We start from the raw sequence: 16800 nt of genomic DNA, 5'->3' as shown, positions 1-16800 counted from the left end.
CGGGGCGGATCCGCGATGACACGATTATACCGGCGGCAATGGCCACCGGATGCGCCAAGGCGGCATTTGTTGTCTTAAGCCCACGATACCAAGAGTGAAGGCAGTGCCTGCATGCCGCACAGCCACAGAATGCATCTTTATGCCAACTGAGGCATTATGCTCGCTGTCGCCGGAAGGAAAACAAAACGCATGGAGACACGTTCCAGGCCACTCATCGCCACGGCCGGCAGGGTCATGTTGTGCACGCTCGCCTACCTGCTGGCCGCCGCGGCCTGCATCGCCGTGTCTGTGCCAACAGGAAACAACAGCCCCGTGTGGCTACCGACGGGGATCGCGCTGGCGGCCGTGCTGCGCTACGGGCGGCCCATGCTTGCCGGCGTGGCGGCCGGCGCCTTCCTCGTCAACCTGTACCTGCTGGCAGGGTGGGCGGGCGTCGCCGTCTCCACCATCTTCGCGGCGGTCGCCATTGCCGCCGGCAACACACTGGCCGTCGCGATCGCATGGCGGCTGATCCGCCACGGCGAACGCACCCTGCGGCCGGACAGCGCGCTGGTCGTCTATGGCTACGTACTGGTGGCGCTGGTGGCCGGGATGGTGGGCGCCGCGCCGGGCGCGCTGACGCTGGCGGGCGCCGGCCAGGTCCGGTGGGAGGCGCTGGCAACCGTGATCGTGCTGTGGTGGCTCGGCAATGTGATGGCCATGCTGCTGGTGACGCCGCTGGTGTCGGCCTGGACTTCCGCACCCGCCTTGCGTGCCTTGCGCCAGCCGCGCGCGGCCGGCGAGCTCGCCGCCCTGCTGGCGGCGGCGGCGCTGGCGACCCATGCCGTGTTCGGGCTGGCGCCCGAGGCGCTGCAAGCGTGGGGCGCCTTCCTGCTGGTGGCATGCGTGATCGGCGCCGCCTACCGGTTCGGCGCACCCGGCGGCTCGGCGGCGGCGGCCATCGTCGCCACCGGCGCGGTGGCCGCCACGCTGACGGGTGCGGGCCCCTTCGCCACGCGCGACCAGGTCCATTCGATGCTCACCCTCGCCGTGTACCTGGCGCTGACGGCACTGGCGTCCATGCTCGTCACCAACACGGCCGTGTGCCGCCGGCGGCCGACGAAGGGCCCGGGGCCGGGGCGCTGGCCGGTCGCCACGCTGGCCCTCTGCCTGGCCATCACGGCCATGGCATGGCGGGCCGTGACCGTGAATGCGGAGCGGCGCACGCGCGAACAGTTCGATGCGGTCATCGACATGACATGGCAGCAGATGGACTACCGGCTGAACAATTACCGCCGCCTGCTCGTCGCCGGGCGGGCGTTCTTCGAGGCCTCGGAGACAATCACCGCCGCCGAGTGGGAGACTTACGTGGCCACCCTGGACGTGGAACGGGCCTTCCCCGGCACCCTGGGGCTGGGCTACGCCACCGTGCTGCGCGACCGGGCCGAGGCCGCCGCCTTCGTGGAGCGGCAGCGCGCCGCGCGCGGCACCTACCGCATCTGGCCGGAACCGGGGCGCTGGCCCGCCGTGCCCGTGACCTACCTGGCGCCGATGAACCTGCCGAACCGGCGCCCGCTGGGCTACGACATGATGTCCGAGGCGAACCGGCGCCGCGCCCTGCAGGCGGCCGCGGCGGCTGGCGCGATCGGCAGCACCGGCGTCGTGAGGCTGGTGCACGATTTCGACCGGCGCGGCCAGCACGGCTTCCTGATGTTCCTGCCGCTGTACCAGCCGGGCGCGCCGACAGCGACCGCCGCGGAGCGCGACGCGGCCTTGCGCGGCTACATCTACAGCCCGTTCCGCATCAACGACATGGTCGGCAACCTGATCGGCGGGCGCCGGTCGTTCACGCTGCGCATCGTAGACCAGTACCCGGGGGCGCATGCCAACACCATTTACGCCAACGAGGGCGAAGTGCCGCGCGGCACGCGCTACACGAAGCCGCTGTCCGCCGTGCGCATGCTGGCAATCGACTCGGCCGGACACGGCTGGCGCCTCGAATTCACCGCCAGCCCCAGTTTCGAAGCCGGCGTGGACCGCCAGAGCCCGCTGCTGACGCTGGGCCTGGGCTCGCTGATCAGCTTCCTGCTGTTCGGCATCGTGCGCGGGCTCGCTTCCACCCGGGCGCGCGCGCTGGAGATCGCCCACCAGATCACCCGCGAGCTGCAGCTGCAGCAGCGCGCCGCGCGCGAGAGCGAGGAGCGGTTCCGGCTGTTCACCGCCAGCGTGCGCAGCCACGCCATCATCTTCCTGGACGCGGCTGGCCACGTGGAAGCGTGGAACGACGGCGCCGCGAACCAGTTCGGCCACGCGGACGGCGAGGCGATCGGCCGCGCCCTCGACCTGTGGGCCGACCCGGAACGCGGCCGCGCGCTGCTGGCCGAGGCGATGGCGCGCGACAGCGCCACCGCCATCACGGAACTGGTGCGCAAGGATGGCTCGCGCTTCCTGGGTGAGCTGACCTTGACGACCGTGCGCCGCGACGGGGTACCGACCGGGTTCGCCTGCATCGTCTACGACGTGACCACCGCCCGCGAGGCGGAAGAACAGCTGCGCCGCGCGGTGGCGATCGCCGAAAGCGCCAGCCAGGCCAAGAGCGCCTTCGTGGCCAATATGAGCCATGAATTGCGCACGCCGATGAACGGCGTGCTGGGCATCGCCGCCCTGCTCGAGCGCAGCGGGCTCGACAAGGAGCAGCGCGACCTGGTGCGCATGATCCGCACCTCCGGCGAGACCTTGCTGGCGGTGCTGAACGATATCCTCGATTTTTCCAAGATCGAGGCGGGCAAGGTCGAACTGCACCCCGAGGCGGTGGCGCTGGACGACGTGGCCCTGGCCTGCGCGCGCCTGATGGCCGTGCATGGCGGCGGCCAGCTGCGCCTGCTGGTCGACGTGGCGCCCGCCCTGCCCGCCACGATCGTGGCCGACGCGCTGCGCCTCGAGCAGATCCTGACGAACCTGATCGGCAACGCCCTGAAATTCACCGAGCGGGGCGCGGTCGAGTGCCGCTTCATCCGCGGCACGATCGCCGGCGGCCCGGCGCTGCGGGTCGACGTCACCGACACCGGCATCGGCATCGAACCGGAACAGCAGAAGCGCCTGTTCTCCGCCTTCGCGCAGGCCGACGCCTCGACCACGCGGCGCTTCGGCGGCACGGGCCTGGGCCTGACGATCGCGCGCAGCCTGGCCGAGCTGATGGAGGGCACGCTGGAGGTGGACAGCACGCCCGGCGTGGGCAGCACATTCACCTTGACGGTGCCGCTGCGTATACCGGGCGGGCCGGCGGTGGACCGCTACATGCTGCCGCCGGAACACCTGCACCTGCCCGTGCTGCTGTGCGAGCCCGCGGCGCGCGTGGTGGCGGCGCTGGCCAATGCCACGGCGCGCTGGTGCTGGCACCTGCACGTGGCCCACGACGCGGCGCGCGCCGGCCTGCTGCTTGCGGTACCGGGGCCGCTGCCCTACGAGCTGGCCGTCCTCGGACCCGGGGTGGATGCGCCGCAGGTGATCGCGGCGCTGGCCGCACGGCGCGCGCAGTTGCCCGCCGGCTTCGTCCTGCTGCGCATCCTCGACGGCTTCGACGTGCCGGCCGACGACGGCCCTGTGCCCTTCCCCGCCGCCGTGATGCATGTGCCGGCGACGCGCGCCGCGCTACACGCGGCCGTGCTGGAAGCGCGCTGCGCCGCCCTGGAGGCGCAGCCGCAGGCCGCGCCCGTCCTCGAGACGGACGAGGCCGCCCCGGCGCTGGACGGCATGCGCGTGCTGCTCGCCGAGGACAATCCGATCAACCAGACGGTGGCCATCGCGCTGCTCGACTTCGCCGGCGCCACCGTCACCGTGGCGGGCGACGGCGCCGAGGCCGTCGACCTGCTGTCGCGCGCACCAGGCGGCTACGACGTGGTGCTGATGGACGTGCAGATGCCGGTGATGGACGGCCTGACCGCCACCCGCGAGATCCGCAACGCGCTGGGGCTGAAGGTGCCGGTGGTGGCAATGACGGCCGGCGTCACCCAGGAAGAGCGCGATGCCTGCACGGTGGCGGGCATGGACGATTTCATCGGCAAGCCGATCGACGAGGGGGAGCTGATGGAGGTGTTGGGCAAATATCGCTAGCACTGGTGGCCTGGCAGGGGTTTCGCGGAGCATGCTCCGCGCCTGCCAGGCGGTGATGGCATGCATGCCATCACTCCTTCCGGACATGTTTTCCGGGTGCCGTTCCCGGAAAACGTGTGCGACACCGGTTTTCCTCGCCGGTACGCGCCGCGGGCTACTGCACCGGCAACACGAAATCCGGATACCTCGCGCGCAGCGCATCGAGCTCGGACAGCGTTCCCGACAAGTGCTCGCGCACCCACGCCTGGGCGCGCGCGGCGTCGCCGTCGCCGATGGCGCGGGCAATCGCGCCATGCTGTTCGAGGATGGACCGGGCCTTGCCGTTCAGCGGCAGATGCAGGCGGCGCAGGCGGTCCAGGTTGCCGCTGCCGTCGCGCAGGCGGTGCCACAGGCCCTCGAGCGAGGCGGCCTCGTACATCGTGCGGTGGAATGCCATGTCCACGGCCGTGAAGCTGGCCAGGTCGCCCCGCTCCAGGCAGTTCTCCTGCCGGGCCACGAGCCCGAGCAGCCGGTCGGCCAGTTGCCGGTCGGGCCGCCGGGCCAGCGCGTGCACGAGTTCCAGTTCCACCGACAGACGCAGGAAGTGCGCCTCGCGCGCCGACGACAGGTCGACCGCGCGCACCCGCGTGGCGTGCTGGGGGAACACCTCGACCAGCTTTTCATCGTCCAGCCGCGCCAGCGCGTCGCGCACCGGCGTCACCGACACGTCGAAATACCCGGCCAGCTCGCTGCGCGACAGCACGGCGCCGGGCGGCAGGGCGAGCGTGACGATCAGTTCACGCAGGTGCTCGTACACCTGCACGGCCGCGCTGCGGGCCCGGTCGAGCCGGAAAGTGCCTGGCAAGGAAGGTTCGCTCATCATCGGATATCGTTATGGCCCGCCGCGATTGTACCGGCCCGAGCCCGCCGCATGCACGCGGGCGCGCCACCGATCACCTTGATGAGCGTTTGCCGTTGCGCGTGGTGTCCTCGATCAGCCGGAACAGCTGCCGTACGCCGTCGCGGAATACTTCGCCAGCCGGCGTCAGCGACACGCTGCGCTGCCCGCGCACGAACAGGCGCACCCCGACCGCGTCCTCGAGACGGGCGATCTGCTGGCTCAGCGCCGGCTGCGCGATGAAGCACAGCTCGGCCGCACGGCCGAAGTGCAGCTCCTGCACCAGGGTCAGGAAATAATGGTTTTGCCGCGGCTCGCCGGTCCGGTTCATCACCCGATTGCAGACGCGCGAGTGCGCGCCGGGCAATGCGCCCGCCGGCGCATCTCCCATCGGGACGACCGCGCGTCACCCGCCCGTCAGCGGTTCAGCGCCCCACCTGCTGTTCGCCCGGCTGTTGCGCCGATTTCGGGCGGAACTCCTGGGGGCTCATGCGCATGCGCCCGCGCCGGTCGCCCATCAGGTCGCGCAGCTCCCGGATCGGGATGCCGCTGGCCTCGTGCATGCGCAGCAGGATCGTCGCCCCGACCGGCAACCGGCCGTGGCGGATCTTGCTGAGCACGGGCGGTGCCACTTCGAGGGCACGCGACAGCGCCGCGTCATTCTTCGCGCCGAGCCGTTCGGCCAGCGCATCGAGCAGGCGGCCCGGATTGTATTGACCGATTTCCTGATCGGCCCCGCCCTGGTTGAGTAGTGGTTCCATCATGTTCTCCTTGTCAATCGCTACCTGCTCGATATGCAGACGGATGCGGCACAAATCAACAGGCTGATGACGAAAAATCAGGGGTTTTTGAGTAACGATATAAAAGGTTTACTGTTTATATCCAGATAATTGACCCGCTCGAAATATTGCAGCGTTTTCAAGTAGTTAGAAAATATGTGGCCGCGAATGTGACAGCGGGTGAAAAGTCGCGACAGACAGGCTGGCAAAATAAATCACGGCCGGTCATTGTTCATCCGACATTGTTTTGCGGTAAAATGCCCGGCGTCGCGCGAGCGGCCCCCTTCACCGCGTCCCGCGACGCCCTTCGATGGAGCCCGGATGTACCCAACCCGATTTGCCGGCATGGCCGCCGGCCTGCTGGTCGCCTGCTGGGCCGCGCATGCCGCGCCGACGTCCGGCATGCCCGCGGACTCGGCTACGGTCTACCAGTTCTCCCCGGTGAACCAGCACAATGTGCAGATCACGGCAGCCTACTGGAATCCCATCATGGATTACGTGTCGCGCGCCAGCGGCGCCACGCTGCGCCTGAAACTGGGCCGCACCTCGGCCGACACCACCAGCTTCGTGCTGGCGCAGGAAGTGGACTTCGCCTTCACGAACCACCTGTTCGCGCCGGAACGCGCTCGCATGGGCTGGCGCCTGCTGGCGCGGCGCAACGGCGCGCCGGTGCGTTCGCAGATCGTCACGCTGGCCAGCTCGCCCGCGCGCGAACTGAAGGACCTGGCCGGCGCCGACGTGGCGTTCCCGGGGCCCGAGGCGACGGTGGCCTACAAGGTGAGCTATGCGGAACTGCTGCGCCGCCAGATTCCCGTCAACGTGGTCTTCGCCGGCAACATGGATGGGGCGTTTGCCCAGCTGGCCAGCGGCAAGGTGCGCGCGGTGGGCGCGAACGCCCAGCTCACCGCCTCGTACATCGCGCGCACCCGGCAACCGCTGCGGGTGCTGTGGCAATCGGAGCCGTTCAACGACCTGGCGCTGATGGTGTCGCCGCGCGTGCCGCCCGCCACGGCCGAGGCGGTGGCGCGCGCCTTCATCGGCATGGCCGACGATCCCGAAGGGCGCCGCGTGCTGGCCGAGGCGGCGGCGCTCGTGAAGACCGCGCCGTTCGCCTTCGTGCCGGCCGGCGAGGCCGACTACGCCGCCTACCGCGAATTCTACGGCCGCATTCCGGCCAGCCTGCGCTGACGATGGCTGCCGCGCTGCGCCGCCTGACGCCGCGTACCCTGTGGGGCCGCATGTTCGCGCTGTACAGCGTGACGCTGCTGTGCTTTCTCGTGCTGTCGCTGTGCACCTACTACCGCGTGCAGTTCGTGCGCGAGATCGAGGAAGTACAGGACATGGGCACCATGGTGGCCGAAGTGGCGTCGCAGGCCGTCGAGGATGGTGTCGTCGTGGGCGACTACGACACGGTGCAGCGCACGCTGGCCAAGGCGCTGCACTCCTCGCCATTCCGCTCCGCCGCCTTCATCGACGTGGGCGGCCACGCGCTGCGGATCTCCGCCCAGCCGCGCGAAAGCGCGCGCCCGCCCGGCTTCATCGTCGCCATGGTGTCGGACCAGCTGTTCGACGTGAACCGGCCGATCTCGGTTGGCGGCCGCGACTACGGCGTGATGCGCCTCTCCTTCGACGAAGCCGCGATCGCCGAGCGGCTGTGGCTCCTGATGCGCGACACGCTCTGGCTGGCCACGGCCTGCGTGCTGCTGTCGCTGTTCGCCATGCACCGGCTGCTGCGCCGCTGGCTCGGCCAGCTCACCCGGCTGCAGCGCTACGAAGCCGACCTGTCGGCCGGCGTCGCCGCGGCAACGCCGCGCGGCGGCGACACCCCGCTCGAGATCGAACAGGCGATGCGCGCGGTGGACCGCATCACGCACAGCATCCGCAGCAGCCTGGACCAGCGTATCGACACGCTGATCGATTCGCTGATCCAGCACAAGAGCGCCCTCGACGAAGCGTGCAGCGTGTGCGAGCTGGACCCGGCCGGCCGCATCGTCGCCGCCAACGACCGCTATGTCACCGCCTCCGGCCACAGCCGCGAGGAATTGCTGCACATGCCGATCGACCAGATCGGCGAACTGCTCGAACCGCGGCGCCACGGCCGCCACGGCGCGTCCACGCTGACCTGCGAAGTGCGGCTGGTGGACCATTCCGGCCGTCCGCGCTGGCACCGCCGTACCGTGGTGCCGATCTTCGACGCGGCGAAGAATGTCGAGAAATACATCTGCATCGAAATCGACATCACGGACCGCCGCCGCAGCGAGCAGCTGGCGCTCGCCCATGCGCGAAAGCACGAGCAGGCCGCGGCCTTCGCCCGCTGCGCGCTGGTGGAATCCGATTACGACACGCTGTGCCGGCTGCTGGTGCGTGCCGCCGCGGTCGGCCTGCAAGCCGATTACGCCGAGCTCCTGGAGCACGCCGACGGCGGCGCCGCCAGCGTGGCCGAGTGGCCGCCCATGCAGGCCAGGCGCGCCCCGCGCGGGGACGGCACCGACCGCGCCGAGGTGGCGCTGCGCTGGGGCGACGTGCGCGGCACGCTGGCCGTGCAGGGTGCGGACGACGCGGCGTTCACCGACCACGACCGCCACTTCCTCGACAGCCTCGCCGGCACCTTCGCCAACGCGGTGGAACGGCACCACAGCAGCCTGCGGCTGCGCTACCTGGCTTCCCATGACCCGCTGACGGCGCTGCCCAACCGCGCTGCCTTCGGCGAGCGCCTGGCCGGCATGCTGGGCGAGGGCAAGGCGGTGCAGCTCCTGATCATCGACCTCGACCACTTCAAGAACGTCAACGACACGCTCGGCCACGCGGCCGGCGACGAGCTGCTGCTGGAGGCCGCGCGGCGGCTCCTGGCGGCCGTGCCGGCGCGCGCCTTCGTGGCGCGCCTGGGGGGCGATGAATTCGCCGTGATCTGCCCGCCGGGCTACCCGGACGAGGATGCCGACGCCTGCGCCGACACGGTGGTGGCCAGCCTCACCAGGCCGTTCACGCTGGACGGCCAGCAGGTGTTCATCGGAGCCAGCATCGGCATCGCCTGCGCGCCGCGCGACGGCCGCGTGGCCGAAGACCTGGTGCGCAACGCCGACACGGCCATGTACGCGGCCAAGCAGCACGGCCGCGCCCGCGGCTGCCGTTTCCGCAGCGAGATGAACGAGCGGGTGGCGCGCCGGGTGGCGCTCGAATCCGGCCTGCGCGGCGCGCTCGACAGGGGCGAGTTCACGCTCGCCTATCAACCGAAGCAGGACGTGGCGTCCGGCCGGCTGACGGGCTTCGAGGCGCTGCTGCGCTGGCATGGCCCGCACGGCACCGTGCAGCCATCCGAATTCGTGCCCGTGCTGGAAGACACGGGGCTGATCCTGCCGGTGGGCGCCTGGGTGATCCGTTCCGTGTGCGCCCAGGTGCGCGCCTGGCGCGACGCCGGCATGCCAGGAGTGACCGTGGCCGTCAACCTGTCGGCCCGCCAGTTCCAGCAGGAAAACCTGGTGGACATGATCCTGGCGTCGGCGCGCGAGGCGGGCATCGCCCCGTCGGCGCTCGGTTTCGAGCTGACCGAGTCGATGCTGATGAGCGACCCGGCGGCCTCGGAAGCCGTGCTGCGGCGCCTGAAGGCATCCGGTATCGGACTGTCCATCGACGACTTCGGCACCGGCTATTCGAGCCTGTCGTACCTGAAGCGCTTTCCGCTCGACGCGCTGAAGATCGACCGCGCCTTCGTACGCGACCTGCCGGCCGACAGCGAAGACCTGGCCATCACGCGCGCCGTGATCGCCCTCGCCCACAGCCTGGGCTTGCGCGTCATCGCCGAAGGCGTGGAAGACGCCGCCCAGCTGGCATCGCTGCGCGCCAACGGTTGCGACGAGATCCAGGGGTATCTGTATGGGGAGCCGTTGCCGGCGGAGGTGTGCCTGGAGATTTTTGGGGGAGTGGCTGTGGAGTCGGTGGCCACGGCATGAGAAAACCGCTGGCTACGGCATGAGAAAACCGGTGTCGTACACCTTTCCTGGAAGAACCATCCAGGAAAGGTGTACGACACCAGTGCGCGGCCGGCGGCGGTGGAGTCCTTGGTGTCGAACACCATTTTCCCTGGAAAATGGTGTTCGACACCGGTTTTCCCATGAGGCAACCATGGAAAATGGTGTCCGACACCGGTTTCCCCATGAGGCACCCGCTAGAACAACGCCGCCTGCGGCTCCTCCACCCCGCCGAGCGGCTCCGGCCCCGCCGTCAACACCCCTTCTTCCGGCAGCGCCAGCATCCGCCGCGCCGCGTCCGGGTCGCGGCAGCGCAGCCAGTCTTCCCATTGCTCGGGCGCCAGCGGCACCAGTGCGCGCTTTTCGTCCCCGGGCCGGTGGAAGCGCGACAGCAGCGGATGGGCATCGGCGTTCACGGTCAGCTGGGTGAACGAGCACACCCGCCGCCCGTCCGGCTCTTCCCAGGCGCGCCACAGGCCCGCCACGGCAAGCGGCTGGCCGTCCGCGCGGCCGATCGACCAGCGCTGGTGCCGGCCGCTCTCGTAGTTCGGCTCGAACCAGCGTTCCATCGGCACCAGGCAGAAACGGCTGTGCTGCCAGGCGTCGCGGTAGCTCGGCAGTTCGGCCACCGTCTCGATGCGCGCATTCATCGTCGAGTAGGCGCGGCTGCCGGCGGGCAAGCGGTGCTGCGGGACCATGCCGTAGCTTGCCACCAGGCAGCGCCGCCCTTCCGGCGCCGCCACGACGATGGGGGCGGCATAATCCTGCCACACCTCGTGCTCCCACTCGCCGCGCGGCGCGAACGGCACGCGCTGGTCGAGCGCCGCGAAGCGCGCCAGGCTGTCCCTCTTCACGGTCACATAATTGACGCACATCCCCGCCGAAACCTCCTCACATGATCCGGGCGCATGGTAGCAGGCCGCGCGCGCCGCTTCCAGCGCCGCTCGCAGCACCCTTCCCCCTTCCATCCAGCCGTCCATCGCCGGATGCCCGACTCCGGTATAGTGGCGACAGCCCATCGGCACCCGAAAACCATGCTCAGCGGTCAATACCATCCCATCCTCGTCGCCGTCTCGATAGCGGTCGCCATGTTCGCGTCCTATACGGGCCTGAGCCTGGCCGACCGGGTGCGCAGCGCGCAGGGCCTGGTGGCGGCCGGGTGGACGGCCGGCGGCGCGGTCGCGCTGGGCACCGGCATCTGGGCCATGCATTTCATCGGCATGCTGGCGTTCCAGCTGCCGATCCCGGTCGGCTACGACGTCGGCATTACCGCCCTGTCGCTGCTGCTGCCCGTCCTGGTCACGGGGCTTGCGTTGTGGCAATTGCGCCACCGGGTGGTCTCCTCGAGCCGACTCGGGCTTGCCGCCCTGCTGATGGGCCTGGGCATCAACGGCATGCACTACACAGGCATGGCGGCGATGCGCATGCAGCCGGGCATCGTGTGGGATCCGCTCGCGTTCGTGGCCTCCGTGCTGCTGGCCATCGGCGCTTCCGCCGGCGCCCTGTGGATCGCTTACCGGCTCCGCCTGCGTACGCCGCGCGCCAGCGCGATACAGGCCGGCGCCGCGGTCGTCATGGGCCTGGCGATCGCAGGCATGCACTACACGGGCATGGCCGCGGCGCACTTCCCGGCCGGCAGCGTGTGCATGGCCGCCGGCAGCGGCGTCCAGGGCATGAACCTGGCGATCCTCGTCACGCTCGGCACGGCGGGCGTCCTGACTATCGCCCTGATCGTCGCCGTCTACGACGCCCGGCTCGAGGCGCGCACGCACGTGCTGGCCGCCTCGCTGGCCACCGCCGAGGAACGCCGCGAGCAGTTCCTCTCCGAACACGAGGCCCGGCTGCAGCTCGAGCGCCTGTCGCACCTGAAGGACGAATTCCTGGCCACGCTGTCGCACGAGCTGCGCACGCCGCTCAACGCCGTGCTGGGCTGGGCGCAGCTGCTGCAGCAGGGCGGCAAGGACGACGCCACGCTGCAACGGGGCCTGGCCGCGATCGAGCGCAATGCCCGTGCCCAGGTCAAGATGATCGACGACCTGCTCGACATGAGCGGCATCGTGTCCGGCAAGGTGCAGGTCGAGCCGGCGCCCGTGTGGCCTGCCGATTTCGTGACGTCGGCGGTGGAAGCGATCCGCCCGATGGCGCTGGCGCGCCGCATCGCCGTGATCGCGGACATCGATCACCAGACCGGGCCGGTGCTGGCCGATGCGGCCCGGATGCAGCAGGTGATGGGCAACCTGCTGTCGAACGCCGTCAAGTTCAGCGAAGCGGGAGGGCGCGTCACCGTCACGCTGTCCGGCGCCGCCGACTATCCCGGCTACGCGGCAATCCGCGTGGCCGACACGGGCACCGGCATCGACCCGGCCTTCCTGCCGCACGTGTTCGACCGCTTCCGGCAGGCCGACGCATCGACCACCCGGCAGCACGGCGGGCTGGGCCTGGGCCTGTCCATCGCCCGGCAGCTCGTCGAACTGCAGGGCGGGACGATCCGGGCTGACAGCGACGGACCCGGCCGCGGCGCCGCCTTCACGGTGACGCTGCCGCTGTCGGCCTTCGCCGCCCCGGCGTCGCGGGCGGACGCGGACACCGGCGCCGAGGCCGTGGACCTGGGTGGCGCGGTGATCGTGGCCGTGGACGACCAGCCCGATTCGCTCGACGTCCTCAAGCGCGCGCTGGTGGCGGCCAACGCCCGTGTGTACACGGCCGGCAGCGGCATCGGCGCCCTGAACCTTGTGGCCAGCGTGCGCCCCGCCCTGCTGATCAGCGACATCAGCATGCCCGGCATGGATGGCTTCGAACTGCTGCGCAAGATCCGCGCGTTGCCGAACTGCCGTGCCCTGCCGGCCCTGGCCCTCACCGCGCTGGCCGGCACGCGCGAGCGGGAGCGCGCGTTGCAGGCGGGCTATACGGATCACCTGGTGAAGCCGGTGGGACCGAATGCGCTGGTGCGGGCCGCGGCTTCGCTGCTGGCGCAGAGGGAGCGGGTTTGAGCGACAGTCAAACCCTCAGCGCCCCCGCCGGTGCCACCCGCATCGCTGCCCACGCATGGCGCGCCGCCGCCGCCAGCGCCACGACCGCCGTCACGCCCAGGGCGCACGGCAGTGCCCACTGCCCGGCCGGGGCTCTTTCCACATAACCGGCGAGGTAGCGTTCGATCACGAGCGCCGCCACCGGCAACCCGGCGACGCCCCCCAGCAGCGCCAGCATGCCCGTCTCGCGCAGTACCAGGAGTCCGATGGCGCCGCGCGAGGCGCCGTGCAGCTTGCGCAGCACGATCTCCTTCGTGCGCCGCTGTACCGTGTGTGCCGCCAGCGTGTAGCAGCCGGCGGCGGCCAGCGCCAGCGCCATGCCGGCGGCAATTGCCAGCAACCGGGCCAGCCGGGCGTCGTCCGCATAATTACGGTCCAGCACCGCGCCGGCGCGGTGGATGCGCGGCAGCGCGTCGGGGAAATGGCGCGGCCACAGGCGGCGTACCAGCGCATCCACCTGGCCCGCCGGCAGCGCCGAGCGCACCGTCAGCGTGGCGCCCGCGGTCGACAGTTCGAATGCCACCGGGCGCGGTTGCTCGCGCAACGACTGGAAGCGCAGCGGCGGTGCGATGCCGATCACGCGCCGCGGCGAAGCCTTGCCATCCCAGTCGCGGAACAGCACCGTCTTTCCCAGCGCCAGCGCCGGGTCGCCAAAGCCCAGCGCGCGCGCCGCCACCGCGTTGAGCACCAGCGGCGCGGGATCGTCCTCGCGGTCGATGCGCGGATCGAACAGGCGGCCGGCGGCGGCACGCACGCCGTACAGCGTGAAGAAATTCGCGCTCACCCAGCGCACGTCGAGGGTGGCGCCCTGCCCGCCCGGCCGTTCGAAGGTGCGGCCGAGCGTGTCCTCGTTGCGCCCGACGGCGTCCAGCGACACGGCCACGCCATCGATGCCCGGCTGGGCCACCAGCGCGGCCAGCAGCCCCCGCGCCCCGGTGGAATGGCGCACCTGCCCGGGCATGTCGACAAGGGTCAGCGGGGCCGGATCGAAGCCGGGCGCGGCCTGGGCCGCGTAGCGCGTCTGCCACGCGATGGCCAGTGCCACGCCGGCCACGCCCATCGCCACGGCCAGTTGCAGCACCGTGAGCACGCGGCGGGCCCGGGCCGCGCCGGGCGATTCCGTATCGGGTTTGCCGGATAGCACGCAGTCGGGCCGCACGCGCAGGGCCAGCCAGGCGGGATAGACGGCGGCGAGACAGGCGAGCGCGATCCCGGCGGCCAGCACGCCGGCGACGTGGCCAGGCGCCAGCATGCCATGCAGCGCGCGTCCGGCGAGCACCGCGAACACCGGGAGCGCCAGCCAGGCCAGCAACAAGCCGAGCAGCGTGGCGGCCAGCGTCACCATCATCGCCTCGGCGACGCACAGCGCCACGATGTCGCGGGCCCGCGCGCCCAGCACCTTGCGCACCGCCAGTTCGCGCTGGCGGCGCAGCACGCGCACCGCCGCCAGGTTCATGTAGTTGGCGCCGGCCAGGGCAAGGATGAGCAGCGCCACGGCGCCCAGCCCGGCCACCAGCGCCGGGTTGCTGCGCTCGCCAGCGCTCCACAGGAAATTGCTGCCGAGCTCATGGTCGAAATAGGCGCCACGCAGCGCCGCCAGCGCGATCTCGAGCGGCGGGCGGCCGCCCAGCCGGGCGGCGACGTCCGGCCCATGCTGTTGCAAGCCGGGCACGTGTTGAACGGCAGCCTGCAGGGCGGCGCTTACCGCTTCCGGCGGGGTGCCAGGCGCCAGCCGCAGCAGGACCTTGCCGGGCCAGCCCTGCCGTCCCGTGAGCACCTCTTCGCGGATCACCGGCTCCACCAGGGTACTGTGCACGCCCGTCAGCGCGTCGAACGGCAGCGTGGTCGGTCCCGGCTGGGCGGTCAGCACGGCGGCGACCCGCAGTACATGCCCTTCGGCCCGCAGCGTGCGGCCCACGGCGTCGGCGGTATCGAACAGGCGCAGTGCGGCATCGCTGGTCAGCACGATGCCGTCCGGCCGCGCCAGCGCGCGTTCCAGGTCTTCCCCGCCGGCGGCCCGCAAGCCGAGCATGCCGGCAAAGCCGGGCAGCACGGTCAAGCCCTGCAAGGGCAGCAACCGCGCGCCGGCCCGCACCGTCATGCCCTTCATCTGCGGGCGCAGGGGAACGAGCACGGTCGCTCCAGTCACGCCGGGCAAGGCCGCCGCGTGCCGGGCCAGGACCATCGGCGCCTGGTCGAACCAGGTCGCCTGGGCCGCCGTATTGTCGCGCTGCTTGATGATGAAAAGACCGTCGGGCAGGTGCGCATTGACGTTCAGGGCGTGGCGTACGAAGCCGCCCAGCAGGGCGAACACGGCGATGCCGACCGCAAGCACGCCGACGGCAAGCAGGGTCGGCCAGGGATGGCGCGCCAACGCGCGCCATCCGTCGCGCAGCACATGGGTATCCGGTCTTTCGCTCTTCGTCGCCGTGGCAGTCATCGTCTCCATCCCTCACTGTAGCAAATGAAATGATGGGCACTCTGCAACTTGCATGCCATGACGATCCGGCAGCCGCGGCGTGGCGGCGGCGAGCGGAAGCGGTCAACCGCCTGTCCGTTTCCGGACAGTGGGCGCGGTATTACCGCAGGTCGCGGCGCTGCAGCGCGCGGGCAACCTCGACCAGAATCGAGCGGGTCAGCGGTTCGTCGTGGTGTTCGAGGCGGGTGGCTTCGGCCAGCAGGCGGGCCGCCGCGCGCGCGTTCATGTCCGGCGCCACGGCGCGCAGCACGCGGCCGACGAGTTCGCAGGCCTCGAGCACGTCGTCCATGGCGACCTGTTCAAGGCCCAGCTTGTAGTGCGGCACGGCGCCGCTGGCTTGATGTTTTTCCATGGTGTGCATCCTCACCGCCATTTAATCAAAAGCGGTGATCGTGTTGCGTCAGCGTATGTCTCACGCGCGTGTCAGCCTACGCCGCATCGTCTGGCGGTGCCGGGATCATGGGGCTACCCGCTCCCGCCCCGCGTAGCAGGTGAACTTGTCGCCGCGCGCGAAGGCCAGCAGTACCAGCCCCGCCCCGTCCGCCATGCGCACGGCCGCCGCCGTCGGTGCCGAGACGCCGACGATGCCCGCGGCGCCGGCCATGGCCGCCTTCTGCACCATTTCCACGCTGACGCGGCTCGTCACGAGCACGAAGCCACCGTCGGCGCGCAACGCCGGGTCGCGGGCCAGCGCCCCCACCACCTTGTCGAGCGCGTTGTGGCGGCCCACGTCCTCGCGCACGACGGCCAGCGCGCCATCTGGCCCGCACCAGGCCGCCGCGTGCGTGGCGCCGGTGATCTGGTTGAGCGCCTGCCGGGCCGGCAGCGCGGCCAGCGCGGCGCGCACCCCATCACCGGTCAGCACGGCACCGGAGCGTTGCGCCGGCAGCGTTCGATACACCTGGTCCAGGCTGTCCACCCCGCACAGGCCGCAGCCCGTGCGGCCGGCCAGCGAGCGGCGCCGCTCCTTCAGCGCCACGAAGGCGCGGCTGGCGATCTCCAGCTGCACCGCGACGCCGCCGGGACCCGCCTCGATGTCGATGCCATAGCACTCGCCGGCATGGTCGATCAGCGCCTCCGTCAACGAAAAGCCGAGGGCGAAGTCTTCCAGGTCTTGCGGCGTGGCCATCATCACGGCGTGCGAAATGCCGTTGTAGACGAGCGCCACCGGCACTTCGTCCGCCAGCGCGTCCTCGCCGGGCGCCGCGATTCCGTCGCGCACGCGTAGCACCTCGCGCTGTTCCGTGGCGGGAGGCGGTTCCTGGCCAAACGTGGTGGGACAGGCGGGGGCGGGATTGTCGATCATGGCGAGGTTCTTTCAGGCGAGGCGGACATCATGCCATAAGCACGCGAACGCGTTTGATACCAACTGTTTACATGAACCGGGGGCAGAGCCCAAGTCCAGGAAATATTTCCACGAGTTGGAGTCCGGCCCCGGTTATTCGGAAACATATTGATGAGAATGATTCTCATTTTATTTCTTGGTCTTTTAGCCAAGATCATGCCGTCTGATCAAATATTTTGTCGTTTTTTGATAAGGGATAACACGTAGTCTTGTATCTGTGTGCTTGTTAAT

11 protein-coding genes are annotated in these 16800 nt (G+C 70.4%); 4 read left to right on the top strand and 7 right to left on the bottom strand.

The window, feature by feature from the left end; all coding sequences use genetic code 11:
• The first annotated feature begins 189 nt into the window (after positions 1 to 189).
• Positions 190 to 4092 carry a CHASE domain-containing protein gene (locus tag V6Z91_RS21510; protein WP_338760947.1) on the top strand — a complete coding sequence of 1301 codons (3903 nt, stop codon included), beginning with the start codon at positions 190 to 192 and terminating at the stop codon, positions 4090 to 4092.
• A 154-nt stretch (positions 4093 to 4246) separates the two neighbouring features.
• Here V6Z91_RS21510 and V6Z91_RS21505 read toward each other — a convergent pair whose 3' ends face one another.
• The 3 genes from V6Z91_RS21505 to V6Z91_RS21495 all read right to left on the bottom strand — a co-directional run bounded on the left by V6Z91_RS21505 (position 4247) and on the right by V6Z91_RS21495 (position 5733).
• The gene (locus V6Z91_RS21505; RefSeq protein ID WP_338760945.1) at positions 4247 to 4954 is read right to left on the bottom strand and encodes a GntR family transcriptional regulator; all 708 of its coding nucleotides are present in this window, start codon (positions 4952 to 4954) and stop codon (positions 4247 to 4249) included.
• Positions 4955 to 5024: 70 nt separating this feature from the next.
• Entirely contained in the window at positions 5025 to 5300 is a 276-nt protein-coding gene (locus tag V6Z91_RS21500) for a LysR family transcriptional regulator (protein ID WP_338760943.1), read from the bottom strand.
• 94 nt (positions 5301 to 5394) lie between these two features.
• Entirely contained in the window at positions 5395 to 5733 is a 339-nt protein-coding gene (locus V6Z91_RS21495; protein ID WP_338760940.1) for a hypothetical protein, read from the bottom strand.
• Positions 5734 to 6069: 336 nt separating this feature from the next.
• Here V6Z91_RS21495 and V6Z91_RS21490 point away from each other — a divergent pair, with 336 nt between their 5' ends.
• Positions 6070 to 6936 carry a phosphate/phosphite/phosphonate ABC transporter substrate-binding protein gene (locus tag V6Z91_RS21490; RefSeq protein WP_338760937.1) on the top strand — a complete coding sequence of 289 codons (867 nt, stop codon included), beginning with the start codon at positions 6070 to 6072 and terminating at the stop codon, positions 6934 to 6936.
• A 2-nt stretch (positions 6937 to 6938) separates the two neighbouring features.
• Positions 6939 to 9698, top strand: a complete 2760-nt coding sequence (locus V6Z91_RS21485) for an EAL domain-containing protein (RefSeq protein ID WP_338760935.1) — start codon at positions 6939 to 6941, stop codon at positions 9696 to 9698.
• A gap of 215 nt (positions 9699 to 9913) precedes the next feature.
• On the opposite strand, the gene V6Z91_RS21480 is transcribed toward V6Z91_RS21485, so the two are convergent.
• Positions 9914 to 10591, bottom strand: a complete 678-nt coding sequence (locus tag V6Z91_RS21480; protein ID WP_338760932.1) for an SOS response-associated peptidase family protein — start codon at positions 10589 to 10591, stop codon at positions 9914 to 9916.
• A gap of 159 nt (positions 10592 to 10750) precedes the next feature.
• On the opposite strand from V6Z91_RS21480, the gene V6Z91_RS21475 reads away from it, so the two are divergent.
• Positions 10751 to 12706 (top strand): MHYT domain-containing protein, encoded by a 1956-nt coding sequence (locus tag V6Z91_RS21475; RefSeq protein ID WP_338760929.1) that lies wholly within the window; start codon positions 10751 to 10753, stop codon positions 12704 to 12706.
• A gap of 7 nt (positions 12707 to 12713) precedes the next feature.
• On the opposite strand, the gene V6Z91_RS21470 is transcribed toward V6Z91_RS21475, so the two are convergent.
• From V6Z91_RS21470 to fdhD, 3 genes are all read right to left on the bottom strand, one after another.
• Entirely contained in the window at positions 12714 to 15185 is a 2472-nt protein-coding gene (locus V6Z91_RS21470; RefSeq protein WP_338760926.1) for an FtsX-like permease family protein, read from the bottom strand.
• Between the two features lie 139 nt (positions 15186 to 15324).
• The gene (locus tag V6Z91_RS21465; protein WP_338760923.1) at positions 15325 to 15576 is read right to left on the bottom strand and encodes a hypothetical protein; all 252 of its coding nucleotides are present in this window, start codon (positions 15574 to 15576) and stop codon (positions 15325 to 15327) included.
• Positions 15577 to 15681: 105 nt separating this feature from the next.
• On the bottom strand, positions 15682 to 16530 hold the full coding sequence (gene fdhD, locus V6Z91_RS21460) for a formate dehydrogenase accessory sulfurtransferase FdhD (protein ID WP_338760921.1): 849 nt from the start codon (positions 16528 to 16530) through the stop codon (positions 15682 to 15684).
• Positions 16531 to 16800 lie beyond the last annotated feature (270 nt).

The sequence above is a fragment of the Massilia sp. METH4 genome (assembly GCF_037094685.1).
Taxonomy (GTDB): Bacteria; Pseudomonadota; Gammaproteobacteria; order Burkholderiales; family Burkholderiaceae_D; genus Rugamonas.
Note: the sequence above shows the minus strand (reverse complement) of the source record. Positions and strands in the feature narration are given on the sequence as shown.